This window comes from Vibrio hippocampi, from assembly GCF_921292975.1.
In the GTDB taxonomy this organism is placed as follows: Bacteria; Pseudomonadota; Gammaproteobacteria; order Enterobacterales; family Vibrionaceae; genus Vibrio; species Vibrio hippocampi.
Map to the genome: position 1 here is coordinate 58,251 of NZ_CAKLCM010000003.1, position 16,261 is coordinate 74,511.

A 16,261-nucleotide genomic window follows, 5' to 3' on the forward strand; every position below is an offset into this window, starting at 1 on the left:
TACCTCTCCAGATTAGTTGACAGTAATACGCTCTAGCGCCATACCGGTTTCCTTATTGAATACCGTGATAGCGTCTACAGTGAAGTAAAAGTTTTCAACGTGTTGCAGGTGATCGATACGACCATGAGTTTCTGCTTTAACAACAAAAGGCTTGCCATTGAATTGAGTGTGTAGCAGAGCTTCAGAACCCAAGGTTTCAACTAAGTCGATGTTAACTGGAATGGTTGAAGCATTATCTTGTGGCTGTAAGTCGGTGTATTCTGGACGGATACCGACGATAATTTGCGCACCATCTTCAATGCCCGCGACATCGGGAAGTTTACAGTGAATACCATCAAATACACCGTACCAACCATCTTCACGTTTTTCAGCAACCGCATCGATTAGGTTCATCGGAGGTGAACCGATAAAGGTAGCCACGAAGGTGTTGACTGGGCTGTTGAACAGTTCCATTGGTGTGCCGATTTGCTCGATACGACCGTCACTCATGACTACGATCCGATCCGCTAGCGTCATGGCTTCGACCTGATCGTGGGTCACGTAAACACTGGTTACGCCAAGGCGCGAGTGTAGGCGTTTGATTTCTGCACGCATTTGCGTACGCAGCTTGGCATCTAAGTTAGATAGTGGCTCATCGAACAAGAATACTTTTGGGTGACGAACAATCGCACGACCCATAGCAACACGCTGACGCTGACCACCAGATAAGTCGGCTGGACGACGGTCAAGCAGTTTAGTTAGCCCCAAAATTTCGGCGACGTCGGCGACGGCTTTTTTAATTTCTGGCTTAGGAACTTTACGGATCTTAAGACCGAAAGCGATGTTGTCGGCCACGCTAAGGTGAGGGTAGAGTGCGTAGTTTTGGAATACCATCGCAACATCACGATCTTTGGGTGCGACATTATTAACAACACGGTCTTCAATTTGAATTTCACCACCAGTGATTTCTTCCAGACCCGCTAACATACGCAGAGTTGTCGATTTGCCGCAGCCCGAAGGCCCAACTAATACGATGAACTCTTTAGATTTAACTTCTAAATTGATTCCATGAACGACGCTCACGTCGCCATACGCCTTCACGATGTTATTTAACTGAACACCAGACATAAGTTCTCCTCGTTGCCTTGTAGCAACTTAAATAAAATAATGTGCCTTACAACCAGCCACGAATAATGGATCCTTAAGGAAATGTGGTGATTGGTGACGTTGGGTCGAATTATTGCGTGTAATATTTCAGAGTTTTAAATTGCACAGTGCCGCGACCAGAATCCTGGTTATATACACCGGCTTTAAAATAACTTTCTAAATGACTCCAATAGGAAACATCGTATTTAGAAATTCCATCCACAGCGACGCCATCTTTTTTAACGGTCATCATATTATTCTCGACACGGACTTCGATTTTTACGGCTTGAGTGTCGTCGTGTTGAGAAATAAAGATTTTGTCATATTGGTCACTATTTTCGTCTGCATCTTGTTTAATCACAGCCCAAAGACCATTCTCGATGCCGTCACGTTCTCGATACCAAACTAAACGCAGCAGTGGCAGGTTGATGGCATTGCCATTATTGGTGACATCATGGATCTGCATAAAGGTGATTTGGTCAACTTCGCCCTCAAGCGGCGATTGAATGTAAACCTCACCAATCATTTTATTCACGTCACCGTCATCGGTGTACCATTCATAAACTTGGCGAAGCTCGGAGCGCTTGTGATCACCTTCTACCGTAAATGTCATCCATGTGTTGCCATTATCAGGCACATGGAAGTATTGGTTATATTGACCAGCAAAATCCCCTTGCTTAATTAGCTTAGTGCTAGTGGGGGCTTGTAAATAAGAGTCGTCCAATACCGATTGATATTGACTGTAAGAATAAGGAGGTGTGTCAGCGTGGCTAGAAAAAGCAGTGATAACAGCAAGTGCTGCAAACGATTTGAGTGACTTATGAACCGTCATAAAAGTGTACCCAGTAAATCTTTAACTCGCCTCTACAAATAAAAAATGACTCAATTTAGATATAGAGAGATTAAAATGCCTAGGATATACCTAGGCATTATCACGATAATAAAACGTCTATGGTTTTATTAGATTGAACAAGGTTTAGAACTTGTACTTGATACCTAGACGGTATTTCGCTTCACGGTCATCTGATGAAGAGCTGATATCTGTTGACCAAAGCTCTGCGAATGGAGTCCAGTTACCTAGTTTATAAGCAACTTTAACACCGAAATCCCATTCCCAATCTTTACCATCGTATAGTTTTACGTTGTCTAGAGATTTAACGTAGTTACCTTCCCAAGATAGACCTAGCTTAGGCAATGCTTTGATTTTGTATGCACCGGTGTAAGTCCACTTGGCTTTTTTACCCATCGATAATTTTTCGCCAGTTTCCATGTTGCTGTCAGCAAATCGGTCATCGCGGAAATCAGCAAATTCCATACGTAGACGTAGAGCGTTGGTTAGACCCATATTTGCTTTGTAACCAAGACGGAACTGTGGCTTATAGGTGACTTTTTTCATCATCCATGAACCGTTGTGCGCTTCTGGCTCATCCCAGTCCCAAGCGATTGGCATACCAACTTGTAGATACCAGTTTTTGTCAATTTTGTAAGTTGCGGTGTTGTCAAGCTCCATACCGTAAACATAGAGGTCTTGCATAAACTGCGAGCTATTAGAACCGCCTTCTTTCTTGTCATCACTGTGGAACTTAATTTCTAAGCTCGTGCTGTGTTTCCAATCGCTGTTTATTTTGAAGCTTTCGCCAATTTTTACACGAGATTGGTGACGCTCATCAACCGAACCTTTTGAACCGTCAGTTTTGGTATAAGTCGTATCCGCACGATATTCATGACGGAAGTCTAGTGTTAGAGCTGACGCTGAACTTGCTGCAACGATAAGTCCCACTGCTAGTGCGGTTTGCTTGAGTTTCATACTGATATTCCCTTTATTTATATAAGATTTTTGTATATGAAGTTATCGATTCATATAACGCCAATTATTAAGTTTTATTTATTGTTTAACTTTTCTAATTGGCGACTTAAAAATTAATTAAAATTCTTAATCTCAATTAATGTATGACAAATGTTAGCGGCGGAACCGAGATTATTCTGTGAATTAGTTCAATTTTTTTGTTGCTACTGTAATACAAATTATCATTATAGGTGTTGTGATCACACTTTTTAATCAATTGTTGCATTTATCCGGGGGGAAAGTTTGCAGGTTGTGCCAATGAGTGTTAGATGCAAAATGGAATGGTGTTAAGTCTTTGAATTTATTGTAATTTACCTTTCTTGGTGATATTGCTCACATTAATTAGTGGCGATTTGTTTATATCAATTTGAGCTATTTGGTGGTTCTCACTGAATGAGATTTGATATAAATCACAGGTTATTTATTGCTGCAGAAGTACTAATGAATAACAAAATATGACGCAGTTAACTTTGTTGAGCCTTTAGAAACAGAAAAACGATACACAGCTCACGAATGGGCATATTGTATTACAAAAGTTATTATTAAATAGATAAGATTGAACTGTAACAATTAGTAAAACTAAAGGATCGAAGTATCATGGATTTAAACACTCTCATCGTACTCATCTATTTCCTATTCCTTATGGCAATAGGTTGGATGTTCCGTACATTTACAAATAGCACCAGTGACTACTTCCGCGGGGGCGGTCAAATGCTTTGGTGGATGGTAGGTGCAACTGCGTTTATGACTCAGTTCTCTGCTTGGACGTTCACCGGCGCAGCTGGTAAAGCATATAATGACGGTTTTGCAGTAGCAGTGATTTTTATTGCTAACGCATTCGGTTATTTAATGAACTATCTATACTTCGCACCAAAATTCCGTCAACTTCGTGTTGTTACGGTAATTGAAGCGATTCGTATGCGTTTTGGTAAGTACAACGAGCAAGTATTTACTTGGTCAAGTATGCCAAACAGCGTTATCTCGGCAGGTATCTGGCTAAATGGTCTAGCGATCATCGCATCAGGTATCTTCGGTTTCGATATGACGACGACAATCATTGCAACAGGTGCTGTTGTACTGCTTATGTCGGTTACAGGTGGTTCTTGGGCGGTTATCGCATCTGACTTTATGCAGATGGTAATCATCATGGCGGTAACAGTGACCTGTGCGGTTGTTGCTATCATCCAGGGTGGTGGCGTTGGCGAAATCATCAACAACTTCCCAGTTGATGAAGGTATGTCTTTCGCTTCTGGTAACAACCTGAACTATGTAAGCATCTTCGGTATTTGGGCTGTCTTTATCTTCTTCAAGCAGTTCTCTATTACCAACAACATGCTTAACTCTTACCGTTACCTAGCGGCGAAAGACTCTAAGAACGCGAAAAAAGCAGCACTTCTTGCTTGTATTCTTATGACAATGGGTCCAGCTATCTGGTTCATGCCTTCTTGGTTCGTTGCTGGTCAAGGTATTGACCTTGCTGCTGCTTACCCAGAGGCAGGTAAGAAAGCGGCTGACTTCGCTTACCTATACTTCGTACAAGAGTACATGCCTGCGGGTATGGTTGGCCTACTCGTTTCTGCAATGTTTGCTGCAACGATGTCTTCTATGGACTCGGGTCTAAACCGTAACTCTGGTATCTTCGTTAAGAACTTCTACCAGCCAATTCTACGTCCAGATGCGACTGAGAAAGAGCTAGTATTCGTTTCTAAAGTAACGTCAACAGTATTTGGTGTTGCTATCATCCTTATCGCGATGTTCATCAACTCGCTAAAAGGTCTGAGCTTGTTCGATACCATGATGTACGTTGGTGCCCTAATCGGCTTCCCAATGACAATCCCTGCATTCTGCGGCTTCTTCATCAAGAAGACGCCAGACTGGGCTGGTTGGGGTACGCTAGTTGTAGGTGGTATCGTTTCTTACATCGTAGGTTTCGTTATCACTTCTGACATGATTGAAGGTTGGTTTGGTCTAAACGAACTAACTAAGCGTGAGTGGTCTGACGTTAAGGTTGCGGTTGGTCTGATTGCCCACCTAATCTTCACAGCTGGCTTCTTCTGCCTATCAACGCTGTTCTACAAGCCTCTATCTGCAGAGCGTCAAAAAGACGTGGATCTATTCTTCAACAACCTGGCAACGCCACTTGTTGCTGAGTCTGTAGCTCAGAAGAAACTAGATAACAGACAGCGTAAGATGCTTGGTACACTGATTGCGGTTGCAGGTGTGGGTGTTATGACCATGTTTGCTCTCCCTAACCCAATGTGGGGTCGTATGATTTTCGTTCTTTGTGGCGGTATCGTTCTAGGTGTTGGTCTACTACTTGTTAAAGCGGTAGATGACAAAGTTGAACAAGCTATGGAAGAAGCTGAAAGCAACTAAACTAAGCAATTAGTATGATTAAAAAGGAAGGGGTCGGGCCCTTCCTTTTTTTATGTCTGACCTATTTTATCCAGTCCAATCGCTCACTCTCATACCTCCTCCTTTACTAAGTAATCCATAACACACTGAATTAAGTCTGGTTTTTCTTAGCATTTATGCTTGTACTCTATCGCGCATTAGGTTTACTGGTCGCCATTTATGCGACAAATGCGGGTTATCTACACCCGATTGAATCAAGCGCTGAATTTCCTAGTCCACTTTGCGTAGACATCGAATTATATTTACCATCAATTGAGATTTGCAGTGAGCTGGTGGGTATTGTTCGTATGAGGTCAAACGAATTATTGATATGTGAACGGGGTTGAAATTGTCATGGTGTGAGAATCTCAACCGAAATTGGAATAGCTGATTATTGTCTCTAAGTTATCACAATAAACTTCGGAGCCTTTTTAATAGTAACAAGCCCTTGTGAATAATAATAAGCTCTTGTTAATAGCAATAATCCCGTGCCGAAGGACGATTATTTAAAGGTGATGCGAATAACAATAAAGTTTATTTAAAGGCAGGCAATAAAAAAGCCACCGCTAGGGTGGCAACAATCGACAGATTGGAGGTGACGCAAATTAAATGATTAAAGGCTGATTAAGCAAACAACTTTTCAGCTTCTACTCTAGCCAGTTTTTCGTCAGCAATCATAATTGAATTATAAATGGCTTGGAAAAGAGTTAAGTTACATTGGGTTAATGCGGACGTGTGTTGTGATTGAGTTGCAAAAACAATATCAAGAATTTTGGCGTAGGGAGAAAATAACTCATTATTTGATGCCAACAGCAGCGATTTGTAAAACTCACAATGTAAATGGGTGCTTAATGCACACTCGGAGGTATAAGATTGTGATTCTATTGATTGATAAATACGAGAAAGTTGAATGCGCTGCTCGCTAGTCGCAAACTTAGCTGCATCGGCGCAAGCCTCTGGTATTAATACTTTTTGAATCCGGATAAACTTATCGATAATATCCGACATCTCTGGAAGTTCAGAGAACCATTCAAATAGCTGAGGGTCAAGAAAGTTCCACTCGGTGCGAGGTGTTACTTTAGTTCCAGATTTCTGCTTGGAAGACAAAAGACCTTTAGAGGTGAGGATTTTTAAAGCTTCTCTGACGCTATTTCTGCTAACTGCATAATAATCTGAAAGTTCCATTTCCGTGGGTAGTACGCTATCCGTGAACTGTCCAGTAATTATCTTTCTAGCAATTTCATTGGAAATTTTTATGTGGATACTTTCCTTGCCATTTTCCATCATTTTTTATTTTTCTAAACTGTAAGGATTTATTTAATTTTATCATTTGGCTATCTTTGGTAAATATTTGTTTGTTAATACTGTGACATGAATGAGACTCTCTTTTCATAGTCGCAATCAAGTTCAAATAAATAAAAAAACGGTCTATGCATGGGCATAGACCGTTTAAAATATGTGATGTAACTAACAGTTATTAATTACAAGCAGCGACTAATTACAAAAAGTCATCACGACGTGGTGTGAAGTTGTCTAGAAGCATACCTTTCTTCAGACACTTACAACCGTGTACGATGTTTGGCACTTTGTATAGAGTGTCACCCGCTTTTACGATCTTAGTTTCGTCACCGATAGTGAACTCGAATTCACCTGAAACAACGTAAGTGATTTGCTCGTGTGGGTGGCTGTGTAGTGCACCGATCGCGCCTTCTTCGAAGTATACTTCAACAGACATGATGTTTTCAGAGTGAGCCATAACTTTGCGGCTTACACCGCCACCTGTATCTTCTAGCTGTACATCTTTGTTATAAATAAACATTGCTAACCTCTTACTTGTCGTGGTTTGTTAGTTAATTAAACCGCATCCAAGAGCGCAAGTCTCTGGTTGTGGTCTTCAAGTAGTAGTTTTGATGCTGACCTCGCGGTTAACGCGTCGCCAGACATAATCGCTTCATAAATATCTTGGTGTTCTTCGATACAGAATCGACCACCGACGGAGGCTTCATCGATAAATGTTTTAAAGATAGCATCAAGTATATTAGAGAAGGGAATGTAAAACGGATTTGCTGTTGCCAGGAAAATCGTTTTATGAAATTCGTGATCGTTTTCAGTCCAAACGGCATAATCGTGAATCGTAGCCGCGTGTTTCATGTTCTGAAAGCACACGGAAAGCACTTTTCTATGTTCAATTGAGGCGTTGGTCGCTGCCATTGCGCACGCTTCTGGTTCGATGGCTTTACGCAAACCAAGGAATTGAATCAGAAACGGTTGAACATTGTTGGTGTCTTTTACCCAATCTAAAAACTGCGGGTCAAGAAAATGCCATTCATTGCGTGGGTTAACATTCGTGCCCACTTTTGGCTTGGAAGCAATCAGTCCTTTGGCTGTAAGTAGCTTAGTCGATTCACGAAGAGCGGTGCGGCTAATACCAAATTTTTCACATAACTCAAGTTCACTAGGAAGTTTTTCACCTTCCTTTAGCTCACCTGTGAGAATCTTACTGGCAATTTCCTTTGCGACCTGGACGTGAATCCTGCGACTTGAATCCGCTACCGTATGAAACGTAGCCATAATATATAGAACCTTTGCTTGCACCCTTGTATCGTTCAGGGAACTGAGAGTAGAGGCTAGATTTTCCGGCTTGTGCAGAGAGGTTTGAACGCTCTCTTAAGCCGCTCTAGCACGGAGAATTTGATTTTGTCAGCTTGTGATAGAGATGTTTTCGGTCAAGTGCGACAACGCTCCAAATCCATTTTTATCAGTTTACTAGGCATAATTTATTAATCATACAATAGCACTTTACCGCGTCAAGTGTAATTCATGATAAAAGACATTAATATGACAAGGTGACGGTATATTATATCTGAATGTGTGAAGAGAACCACAAAAAACAGGGGTATTTTGCCCTTTGATATGCGAGTTTTATGAGCAGATGGCGTGAGTGAGTTGCCATTAACTGCGTGGCGTCACATTGTTGGTATACGGAATGATGGTAGAATACCTGCTAAAATAATACATAAATTCATGGTAAGCGATAACACTCATGTCAGGAAATTTTAATTCAATATCGGGGTCCAAACGAAGTATCCACGTTCAAGTTGCTCGTGAGATAGCTCGAGGTATCTTGTCGGGCAATCTTGCAGAGGGCTCTATTATTCCCGGTGAAATGGCTCTATGCGAGCAATTCGGGATTAGTCGTACTGCATTACGCGAAGCAGTCAAACTTCTTACTTCTAAAGGTTTATTAGAATCACGTCCAAAAATCGGCACACGTGTTGTTGATCGCGCTTATTGGAACTTCTTAGATCCACAACTTATCGAGTGGATGGACGGTCTAAATGATGTCGAACAATTCTGTGGTCAATTCCTTGGTTTGCGCCGTGCTATCGAGCCTGAAGCGTGTGCGCTCGCTGCAAAATTTGCGACAGCAGAGCAACGTATTGAGCTTTCAGCAACCTTCCAAGAGATGGTTGAAGTGTCTAAAGAAGAAAACTTCGATCAATACAAATGGCTAGATGTTGATACACGTTTCCACAGCCTAATTTTTAACTCAACGGGTAACGATTTTTACCTGCCGTTTGGTAACATTTTAACCACTATGTTTATCAATTTTATTCAACATTCTTCAGCCGGTGGTTCAACTTGTATCAACGAACATAGAGCGATTTACGACGCCATTATGGCCGGTGATAGTGATAAGGCGCGTGAAGCGTCAGCAAATCATTTACGCGAGGAAAATCACAGATTGCCAATGGTGAGCTAGTATCCAGCTAACACTTTAAACAAAAAGGCAGCATTTATGCTGCCTTTTGTGCATTTTATAACGTCCCAATTACTTTTTCTGCTGATATAATAAGACAAAACTTAGCTTGGAGCTTACTGAATGTCGCACGCCTTGTTTCCTAACATCACTCAATTTTTGAGTCAGATCGATCCGTTCAATAAGTTGGATCGTGCTTTATTACGCGAGGTAGCATCTCACATCAAAATTACCTATTTAGGGAAAGGTGATGTCATTGATCCTGTTAAAGGTTTAGTGGGAAACGCCACTAATATCGATGGGGATGTTGAAAGCACTGAGAAACAGAAGTTTCTTTACGTCATTCGTACGGGATCGATGGAACAAAGAAAAAGTGATGGCGTTCTTAGAGCAAGGTTAGGTCCTGAGGATCTGTTCGGTTTTACCTTCTTAGACGATAACGTCGAGGAGGAATCGGGTTACCAAGCCGTTGCCATTGAAAACACCTTGCTTTATTTGGTGCCACATTCCTTTCTTGAGTCTATTTTCCTTCGTCACCCAGAATATGCCGAATATTTTGCTTCGCAGGCTCAAGTGCGTCTGAAGTCAGCATTGGATGTTGTCTGGTCAAATAAAGAGAAAGGTCTGTTTATCAAAAAGGTATCAGACATTGCTAGTGGCGTGATTGCGATCGTTCAAGCGAGTGATTCGATCAAGAAAGTGGCCCATGAGATGCGCGTGATCAAGCGTTCATCAACCGCTGTCGTTTGTGAGAACGGCAAGTTAGTCGGATTAATGACAGATCGTGATATGACCAAGCGAGTCATCGCGGATGGTCATGACATTAATGCGTCTATTCGTGAAGTTATGACCCCCAATCCTCTTACCGTTGCACCGGATGATCTGGTATTACATGCTGTGTCTTTAATGATGCAGTACAACGTTCGTGGTCTGCCTGTTGTATCCGAGGGCAAGGTGGTGGGCTTGTTAACCACCACACACTTGGTGCAAAACCACCGAGTGCAGGCGGTGTTCTTGATTGAAAAAATTAAATATGCCGCAAGTGTCAGAGATCTCGCCAGTTTCACAGCTGAACGTCAGGCGATCTTTGAAGCGCTGGTTGAGGGCAAAGTAGCGCCACAAGTGATCGGTCGTGTGATGTCGATGATCATGGATGCCTACAACCGTCGCTTAATTCAAATCGCAATTGATAAGTTGGGTGAGCCACCTTGCAAGTTCTCTTGGATTGTTGCGGGTTCTCATGCTCGAAATGAAGTTCATATGTTATCGGATCAGGATAACGCACTGGTGTTAAGTGACGATGCGACTGAGAACGATAAGATTTATTTCCGCCACCTGTCCCAATACGTCGCTAATGGTCTCGCGGCATGTGGATTCCCACTCTGTCCTGGCAATTATATGGCGGCGAATAGCAAATGGTGTCAACCACTGAAAACTTGGCGTCATTATTACAAGAAATGGGTAGCGAACCCCGAATACGAACGCTTGCTCAACATCAGTGTGTTTTTGGAAATACGCTGTGTGTATGGTGAGACAAGCTACGCGGATATGCTGCGTGACGAAATGCATGCCAACATCCGTAATAATCGAGAGTTTTTAGGCATCTTGGTACGTGAAGCGATCAGCATCAATCCGCCTCTCGGTGTATTCAATAATCTCGTACTTGATAAGGGTGGAGAAAACAAGAAGACACTTAATATCAAAAAGTACGCGATTAACTTGATCATTGATTTGGCGCGGATCTATGGTTTGGCGGTGGAGTGTGACTCGTCATCGACGGACGAGCGCTTTGCTAAAGCGAACGAAAACGGCATTATGAGTGACGACGCTTACAAGAACATCATCAACGCATACCAATATATCTTGATGTTTAGACAGCAGAATCAGCTACAAGCCCTTAAACGAGGTGAAGAGCCGGATAACCACATCAATCCAGATAGCTTTGGTAGCTTTGAGCGTGGGCATTTAAAGGATGCGTTCCGAATTATATCAAGCTTGCAAGATGCTGCTAAGATTCGTTTTATGAGTAGGATGTAACGCATGGTTGGACTATTCACCAATGTCATGAACCAGTTTCATGTATACCAATATTTCGTTCGTCATCGCGAGCGTTATATGGCTCGTCAAGATTTACCCGAGAATTTGCAGGTCTATTTGACGCCTGATTTACCGGATATTGAAGATGAAGCCACCGGGTTGGATTACTTGGTTTTGGATTTTGAAACAACGGGCTTAGAGGCCGAAACCAATACCATTTTAAGTATGGGATGGGTTGAGATTTCAAACTATAACATCGACTTAGAAACCGCTACTCAGATATTTATCGAGTCCCCAGATACGGTGAAGGCTGAAACGGCGGTGATCAACCACATCATGCCAGAAATGCTACAAAACGGTATCTCTCTTGATGAAGGTATGGAGAGGCTGTTTGCTGCCTCTAAAGGCAAGGTATTGATTGCCCACGGTTGTGTGATTGAGTCAGCCTTTGTTAAGCGTTACCTGCAACAACGTTATGGTATGGGGGATTTACCTGTGATGTGGTTTGATACCTTGGCGATTGAAAAGGCGATGGCGAGAGCGATCAATAAAGAATCCAATATCGATGTGCGTCTATCGGAAACTCGCGAACGTTATGGGCTTCCTGAATACAATGGGCATGATGCACTTATTGATGCGATTGCGACTGCTGAGCTATTTTTGGCTCAGGCACAGCGTTTATTCCACAAACAGCATCCCTGTGTTGGTAAGCTCTATCGCATGAGTCAGTAGTCACTTACACTTTTTCATGCAACAAAAATGGCACTCATTGCGAGTGCCATTTTTTATAAAACCAGCAGTATAAAACGTTAAGCTCGGTCTCTGTATATGAACCAGTCTTGTCTGTAGACCAGTTCCGTTTATAAACCAATTTTGTCTATAAATAGAGCCACCGCGCCTAATCTCATTTGCTGTGATTAGAAGTTGTAAGTAACACCAACGCGGAATCGCTCTTCACGAGTAGAGCCGTCGCAGTCGCCTTCATCACTAATGCAAGCGACGTTGCCGAATTCAAAGTAAGGCTTTACAGACCAATCTTGTGGTTGGTATGCAACAACTAAGTTGTAATCCCAGTCGTATTGGCCGTTGTGACCATTACCACTCCACCAGTCATTGTGTACATAGTCTTCAGCCCAGTTACCTTCAAGTTCGAAGTAGAAATCTTTCCAGTCATAAGCAATCCACGCCGTTAGCTTGCTGCGATCTAGGTGAGTATGCTCTTTGCCATCACGACCTGTCACTGATTCACCATCAACATAGTTTTCAAACTCATGACGGTAACGGAATTTTGCAGTCACGCCGTTATCAAACGCGCGAGTGAACATAACCTGAGGCTTGAACGTTCTTTTGTTGTCGTCGAAATTGATTGGCAGGCTTGGTTGAATTGACCAGTTTTTGTTTACTTGAAAATTGTAACCGTACTCGACTTCGTTGTCGCCGCGAGACCAATCACTGAATGGTTTGCCTTGGTTGTTCGCTTCAACAGAGAAAAAGTGATTATCAAATGAACCACCGAGTTTGATACGAGTTTCATACTCGCTAGTCTCAGACGTGTACCCTTGGCGAACATCAAGATAAGCTGCGCTCGCTGCGGAAGTAGCAAGCGAAGTGATAAGGACCACTGAAAGATTTTTAAGAGTGCTCATCCTACTAAATTTCCTTAAATAAGCATAATTATGATTTTGTTTATGTAAGACAAATTGTTGCAGATTTTTAAGTTATATTGTGTGACAAATGTCGAAAATCATATACACGAGTTGAAACTTTTTATTGAGTATGAGCTCAGTTGTCTATTTAAAGTCCTTGTTTTTAAGGGGTTTGAGGCATTTTTCTTAACAGGATAAAACAAAATTATCACAAATTGATACGATGACTCAGTTCGCGCTGTATAAGTAATGTCCAACTATTAATGTTTTTGCTTGCATGTTTATCGGTAGTATTTGTAGGGCAATACGTGTTTTTGTGTTGAGCAGTTTTGATAGTAGGTAATGGGGGAACCGAGTTTGGTTACTGAAAAGAGATGGCTAGTGAAGAACATAGATAGCGAAAAAAGAGAGATAGCCAGTCTTAGTCTTGCAAAAAATGAGAGGCCAGATTGGTATGTCGTTGGTGACACAGTTCTGGCCTATTTATTACAGCTTTGAGTGAATCTTGTTTAGTCTACCACTAAGCCTTATTAGCAAGTCCGATTAGAAGCTGTAGGTGATACCGACACGACTTCGTAGCTGGCGGCTACCGCGATCGTCCTCACAAGCACTTGATGCACAGCCAATATTACCTAGCTCAAAGTAAGGTCTCCAATCCCAACCTTTCTGCTTATAGCCGACTTTCAGGTTGTAGTCCCACTCGTATTGACCATTGGTGCCTTTGCTCCATTTGTCGCTAATGAAGTCCTCGTCATAGTTACCTTCAAGACCAAACTGCCAGTAGCCAACGTTCCAGTTTAGGTTTGCAGTGATCTTACTACTGTTTACATAGCCGTATTTTTCACCGTCACGACCGGTTGTTGTGTTGTCTTCAGAGTAGTTTCTGAATTGGTGACGGTAACGTAGTTGGGCAGTAAGACCATTATCAAATTTATATTGAACTCTAACCTGCGGCTTATAGGTGGTGTTACCGTTAGCAAAGGTAATTGGCATCGAAGGTTGAATACGCCAGTGCTTGTCGAGATCAAAGCGGTAGCCGTATTCGAACTCGTTGTCACCGCGCTCTATATCAGAGAAGGGTTTACCGGTTTGTTTGGCTTCAAGGCCAAAGAAATGCTTACCAGAACTGCCGCTGATTTTTACACGGCTATTATATTGATCTTGTTTGTTTCGATACTCTTGACGGAAATCGAGAGACGCAGCACTCACTGAAGACACGGCAACGACCGAGATGACGCCAATGGCGATTTTATTAAAGCTGTGCATGAGAATTTTCCCTATTAGCATTGTTGTTATAAATATTGTTGTTGTAAACATTGTTGTTATGTATGACAAATATGCTAAAGAACGACTTTTAATTTGTATGTGATGTTGATCGTTTACAAATTTTCAAAAAAGTAACTGAATATGAACCCGAACGAGGTGGGGTAATCATTAAGTTTATGATTAATAATTATTTTTAATGCCTGTTGAGTGCGTTTTTTTTGCCAGCGCTAGTAAGGTGATGTATCTCTTGCTTACATTTGGACATAGAAAACCAAGCCGAAATACGCTTGACGGCATGAAAGTTGTTGGGTTTTTTGGGGAATAAAAAGAAGGAAGGGTGCTAAGTGCACCCTTTTGTCATATTTTAATTTGAGGTCAAAGCCTCAATGGAATCTTTACTTATAAGCACGATCGTAAGCCGACTGCATCACTTCGATCACTTGAGGGAAGCCCATTCGCTTGATGGTTTCTTGATATTGAGGCCAGTCTTTTTCGACATCACGCGATCCAAGAATCCATGCTTGTTGCATTTCAAGCATGTAGTCGCGGACGGTTACCCAATGTTTATCGTACACGTCTTTCTCTTTGGCGTTCATCGACACACCCATAAACGGTTCAAGTAGATAGTCGCCTTGGTCGTAAAGTTTAATGCCTTCTAGCGCGTATTTGTTTGACCATTGAACTTCGTAACTATAGTCCATTGGGAAGCCACGCTGAATTTGAGCACCAATAGCCCAAAGTTGCGCGTTGACGGGGGTATCAGACTCGAGTACTGACGCCTTGAACTTAGGCTTACCATCCACTATTTCATATTGCTCACCCTCGATCCCGAAGTTTGCGAGGCGCTTACCTTCCGGAGTAAACCAGAAGTCGAAGTACTTGATGGTTTCGACGGGATGCTTGTTGGTGTAGGAGATTGCCCAGCCATCAGGTTTGACTTTGGCGCGGCGGTGTTCTTCAACGCGTTTTCCGCTGATGCCCGCAGGCGGAACAAACGCTTTAAATTCAAAGCCTGGAACTTTGTCTTTTAAAGAGTCGTTATAACCAGAGGTGGAGGCAAACCAATCATGAGTCATACCGCCAATATCATTGGATAGTAAGTACTCACGAGAGCGACTGCCACGAGTGAAAATTTCTGCATCGATCAGCCCTTCTTTGTACCATTTGGCGAGGTTTTTTATCCCTTCTTTATAGGCTTCTTCAGAGTAACCGTGCGCAATTTTACCGTCACTCACATAGAAGTCATGGAAGATATCAGAGCCTGACATTCTGCCGTCCCATAAGGTCACAAGGCGTATCATTTCTTGCCAGTGGCGAGCGAAGAATGGCACCTCATCTTTTTTGCCGTTGCCATTAGGATCTTGATCGCGGAATGCTTTGAGGACTTCGTACACTTCATCGACGTTCTGTGGCACTTCAAGGTTAAGCTTGTTCAACCAGTCGTAACGAATAAAGTAACCGCGCCCATACTTACCATCTGGTAGATAAGGGATGTAGTAAATATTGCCATCTGCCGCTTTGATTGAAGATGCAATATCTGGGTTTTTATCGAAGAACGCTTGAATATTTGGCGCATGCTCTTCAATAAGTTTGTTTAGGGGTAAAAATGCCCCTTCTGGACCATAGGTGTTCACGTTATCACGCATACTTGACCCGCCGACAATATCAGGTAGGTCACCTGAAGCGATTAACAAGTTAAACGCTTCCTCACTCTTAGTGGTTGCCATAGAAGCCACATTGTTAAGGTGCATATTAGTAAGACGTGCAGCCTCTTTTTCGACGGGCCAGTCATTGCTGTAAACAAACTTTTTTTGGTGTAAGTGGATATCGAGTTTAAGTGGCTTATCTGCCACTTTGTAGGCTCCATCATCAGCGGCGAATGTGGCTGGTGACGTGATGGCGACTGCGATTAACGCAGGTAAAGTTGTTTTCACGTTCATCTTTCGTTTCCCTATAGTTTCTTTATAGTTATGGTGTTTTTATTATGGTTGCGAGTATATTTCTAGGAGAGGGTTGCTCAATAATCCAGCAGCTTTTGTGTTATAATTATACAAAATGTTAAAAAAGATAAACGTGTCACATTGCCAACCGTGTTGATACAGAAAACCCTGTGATGAATGCGATGATTCAACAAATACTGCTTATATGAAGAAGAGAAGAGGCTTTAGCCTCTTCTCTTAAGTTTAA

At 42.2% G+C, this 16,261-nt stretch carries 13 protein-coding genes; 4 read left to right on the forward strand and 9 right to left on the reverse strand.

The genetic code is table 11. The features are described 5' to 3' along the window. Positions 1-12: 12 nt before the first annotated feature. The 3 genes from L9Q39_RS13430 to L9Q39_RS13440 form a co-directional block, all read right to left on the reverse strand. Entirely contained in the window at positions 13-1,107 is a 1,095-nt protein-coding gene (locus L9Q39_RS13430; RefSeq protein WP_237485623.1) for an ABC transporter ATP-binding protein, read from the reverse strand. 109 nt (positions 1,108-1,216) lie between these two features. Beyond that, positions 1,217-1,957 carry a polysaccharide lyase family 7 protein gene (locus L9Q39_RS13435; protein WP_237485624.1) on the reverse strand — a complete coding sequence of 247 codons (741 nt, stop codon included), beginning with the start codon at positions 1,955-1,957 and terminating at the stop codon, positions 1,217-1,219. A gap of 144 nt (positions 1,958-2,101) precedes the next feature. Beyond that, the gene (locus tag L9Q39_RS13440) at positions 2,102-2,932 is read right to left on the reverse strand and encodes an oligogalacturonate-specific porin KdgM family protein (RefSeq protein ID WP_237485625.1); all 831 of its coding nucleotides are present in this window, start codon (positions 2,930-2,932) and stop codon (positions 2,102-2,104) included. Positions 2,933-3,568: 636 nt separating this feature from the next. Here L9Q39_RS13440 and L9Q39_RS13445 point away from each other — a divergent pair. Next, a complete protein-coding gene (locus L9Q39_RS13445; RefSeq protein ID WP_237485626.1) occupies positions 3,569-5,347 on the forward strand; it encodes a sodium:solute symporter family transporter in 1,779 nt (592 codons plus the stop codon). A gap of 642 nt (positions 5,348-5,989) precedes the next feature. On the opposite strand, the gene L9Q39_RS13450 is transcribed toward L9Q39_RS13445, so the two are convergent. The 3 genes from L9Q39_RS13450 to L9Q39_RS13460 all read right to left on the reverse strand — a co-directional run bounded on the left by L9Q39_RS13450 (position 5,990) and on the right by L9Q39_RS13460 (position 7,936). After that, positions 5,990-6,652 (reverse strand): FadR/GntR family transcriptional regulator, encoded by a 663-nt coding sequence (locus tag L9Q39_RS13450; protein WP_237485627.1) that lies wholly within the window; start codon positions 6,650-6,652, stop codon positions 5,990-5,992. A 211-nt stretch (positions 6,653-6,863) separates the two neighbouring features. Continuing rightward, complete coding sequence (locus tag L9Q39_RS13455) at positions 6,864-7,184, reverse strand: cupin domain-containing protein (protein WP_237485628.1); 321 nt, start codon at positions 7,182-7,184, stop codon at positions 6,864-6,866. Between the two features lie 35 nt (positions 7,185-7,219). After that, a complete protein-coding gene (locus tag L9Q39_RS13460) occupies positions 7,220-7,936 on the reverse strand; it encodes a FadR/GntR family transcriptional regulator (RefSeq protein ID WP_237485629.1) in 717 nt (238 codons plus the stop codon). A 472-nt stretch (positions 7,937-8,408) separates the two neighbouring features. On the opposite strand from L9Q39_RS13460, the gene L9Q39_RS13465 reads away from it, so the two are divergent. The 3 genes from L9Q39_RS13465 to L9Q39_RS13475 all read left to right on the forward strand — a co-directional run bounded on the left by L9Q39_RS13465 (position 8,409) and on the right by L9Q39_RS13475 (position 11,894). Further along, the gene (locus L9Q39_RS13465; protein WP_237485630.1) at positions 8,409-9,128 is read left to right on the forward strand and encodes a FadR/GntR family transcriptional regulator; all 720 of its coding nucleotides are present in this window, start codon (positions 8,409-8,411) and stop codon (positions 9,126-9,128) included. 120 nt (positions 9,129-9,248) lie between these two features. After that, positions 9,249-11,162, forward strand: a complete 1,914-nt coding sequence (locus tag L9Q39_RS13470; RefSeq protein WP_237485631.1) for a DUF294 nucleotidyltransferase-like domain-containing protein — start codon at positions 9,249-9,251, stop codon at positions 11,160-11,162. A 3-nt stretch (positions 11,163-11,165) separates the two neighbouring features. Further along, positions 11,166-11,894, forward strand: a complete 729-nt coding sequence (locus L9Q39_RS13475) for a 3'-5' exonuclease (RefSeq protein ID WP_237485632.1) — start codon at positions 11,166-11,168, stop codon at positions 11,892-11,894. Between the two features lie 185 nt (positions 11,895-12,079). Here the strand turns inward: L9Q39_RS13475 and L9Q39_RS13480 are convergent, their stop codons facing one another. The 3 genes from L9Q39_RS13480 to L9Q39_RS13490 all read right to left on the reverse strand — a co-directional run bounded on the left by L9Q39_RS13480 (position 12,080) and on the right by L9Q39_RS13490 (position 16,014). After that, complete coding sequence (locus tag L9Q39_RS13480; RefSeq protein ID WP_237485633.1) at positions 12,080-12,808, reverse strand: oligogalacturonate-specific porin KdgM family protein; 729 nt, start codon at positions 12,806-12,808, stop codon at positions 12,080-12,082. A gap of 543 nt (positions 12,809-13,351) precedes the next feature. Further along, complete coding sequence (locus tag L9Q39_RS13485; RefSeq protein WP_237485634.1) at positions 13,352-14,074, reverse strand: oligogalacturonate-specific porin KdgM family protein; 723 nt, start codon at positions 14,072-14,074, stop codon at positions 13,352-13,354. 395 nt (positions 14,075-14,469) lie between these two features. After that, positions 14,470-16,014 (reverse strand): extracellular solute-binding protein, encoded by a 1,545-nt coding sequence (locus L9Q39_RS13490; protein ID WP_237485635.1) that lies wholly within the window; start codon positions 16,012-16,014, stop codon positions 14,470-14,472. Between the last annotated feature and the right edge of the window lie 247 nt (positions 16,015-16,261).

Coding starts and splice junctions, on each gene's coding strand:
- L9Q39_RS13485 (WP_237485634.1), bottom strand. CDS start 14,074: ATGCACAGCTTTAATAAAATCGCCATTGGCGTCATCTCGGTCGTTGCC.
- L9Q39_RS13465 (WP_237485630.1), top strand. CDS start 8,409: ATGTCAGGAAATTTTAATTCAATATCGGGGTCCAAACGAAGTATCCAC.
- L9Q39_RS13455 (WP_237485628.1), bottom strand. CDS start 7,184: ATGTTTATTTATAACAAAGATGTACAGCTAGAAGATACAGGTGGCGGT.
- L9Q39_RS13435 (WP_237485624.1), bottom strand. CDS start 1,957: ATGACGGTTCATAAGTCACTCAAATCGTTTGCAGCACTTGCTGTTATC.
- L9Q39_RS13440 (WP_237485625.1), bottom strand. CDS start 2,932: ATGAAACTCAAGCAAACCGCACTAGCAGTGGGACTTATCGTTGCAGCA.
- L9Q39_RS13430 (WP_237485623.1), bottom strand. CDS start 1,107: ATGTCTGGTGTTCAGTTAAATAACATCGTGAAGGCGTATGGCGACGTG.
- L9Q39_RS13480 (WP_237485633.1), bottom strand. CDS start 12,808: ATGAGCACTCTTAAAAATCTTTCAGTGGTCCTTATCACTTCGCTTGCT.
- L9Q39_RS13490 (WP_237485635.1), bottom strand. CDS start 16,014: ATGAACGTGAAAACAACTTTACCTGCGTTAATCGCAGTCGCCATCACG.
- L9Q39_RS13460 (WP_237485629.1), bottom strand. CDS start 7,936: ATGGCTACGTTTCATACGGTAGCGGATTCAAGTCGCAGGATTCACGTC.
- L9Q39_RS13470 (WP_237485631.1), top strand. CDS start 9,249: ATGTCGCACGCCTTGTTTCCTAACATCACTCAATTTTTGAGTCAGATC.
- L9Q39_RS13450 (WP_237485627.1), bottom strand. CDS start 6,652: ATGATGGAAAATGGCAAGGAAAGTATCCACATAAAAATTTCCAATGAA.
- L9Q39_RS13475 (WP_237485632.1), top strand. CDS start 11,166: ATGGTTGGACTATTCACCAATGTCATGAACCAGTTTCATGTATACCAA.
- L9Q39_RS13445 (WP_237485626.1), top strand. CDS start 3,569: ATGGATTTAAACACTCTCATCGTACTCATCTATTTCCTATTCCTTATG.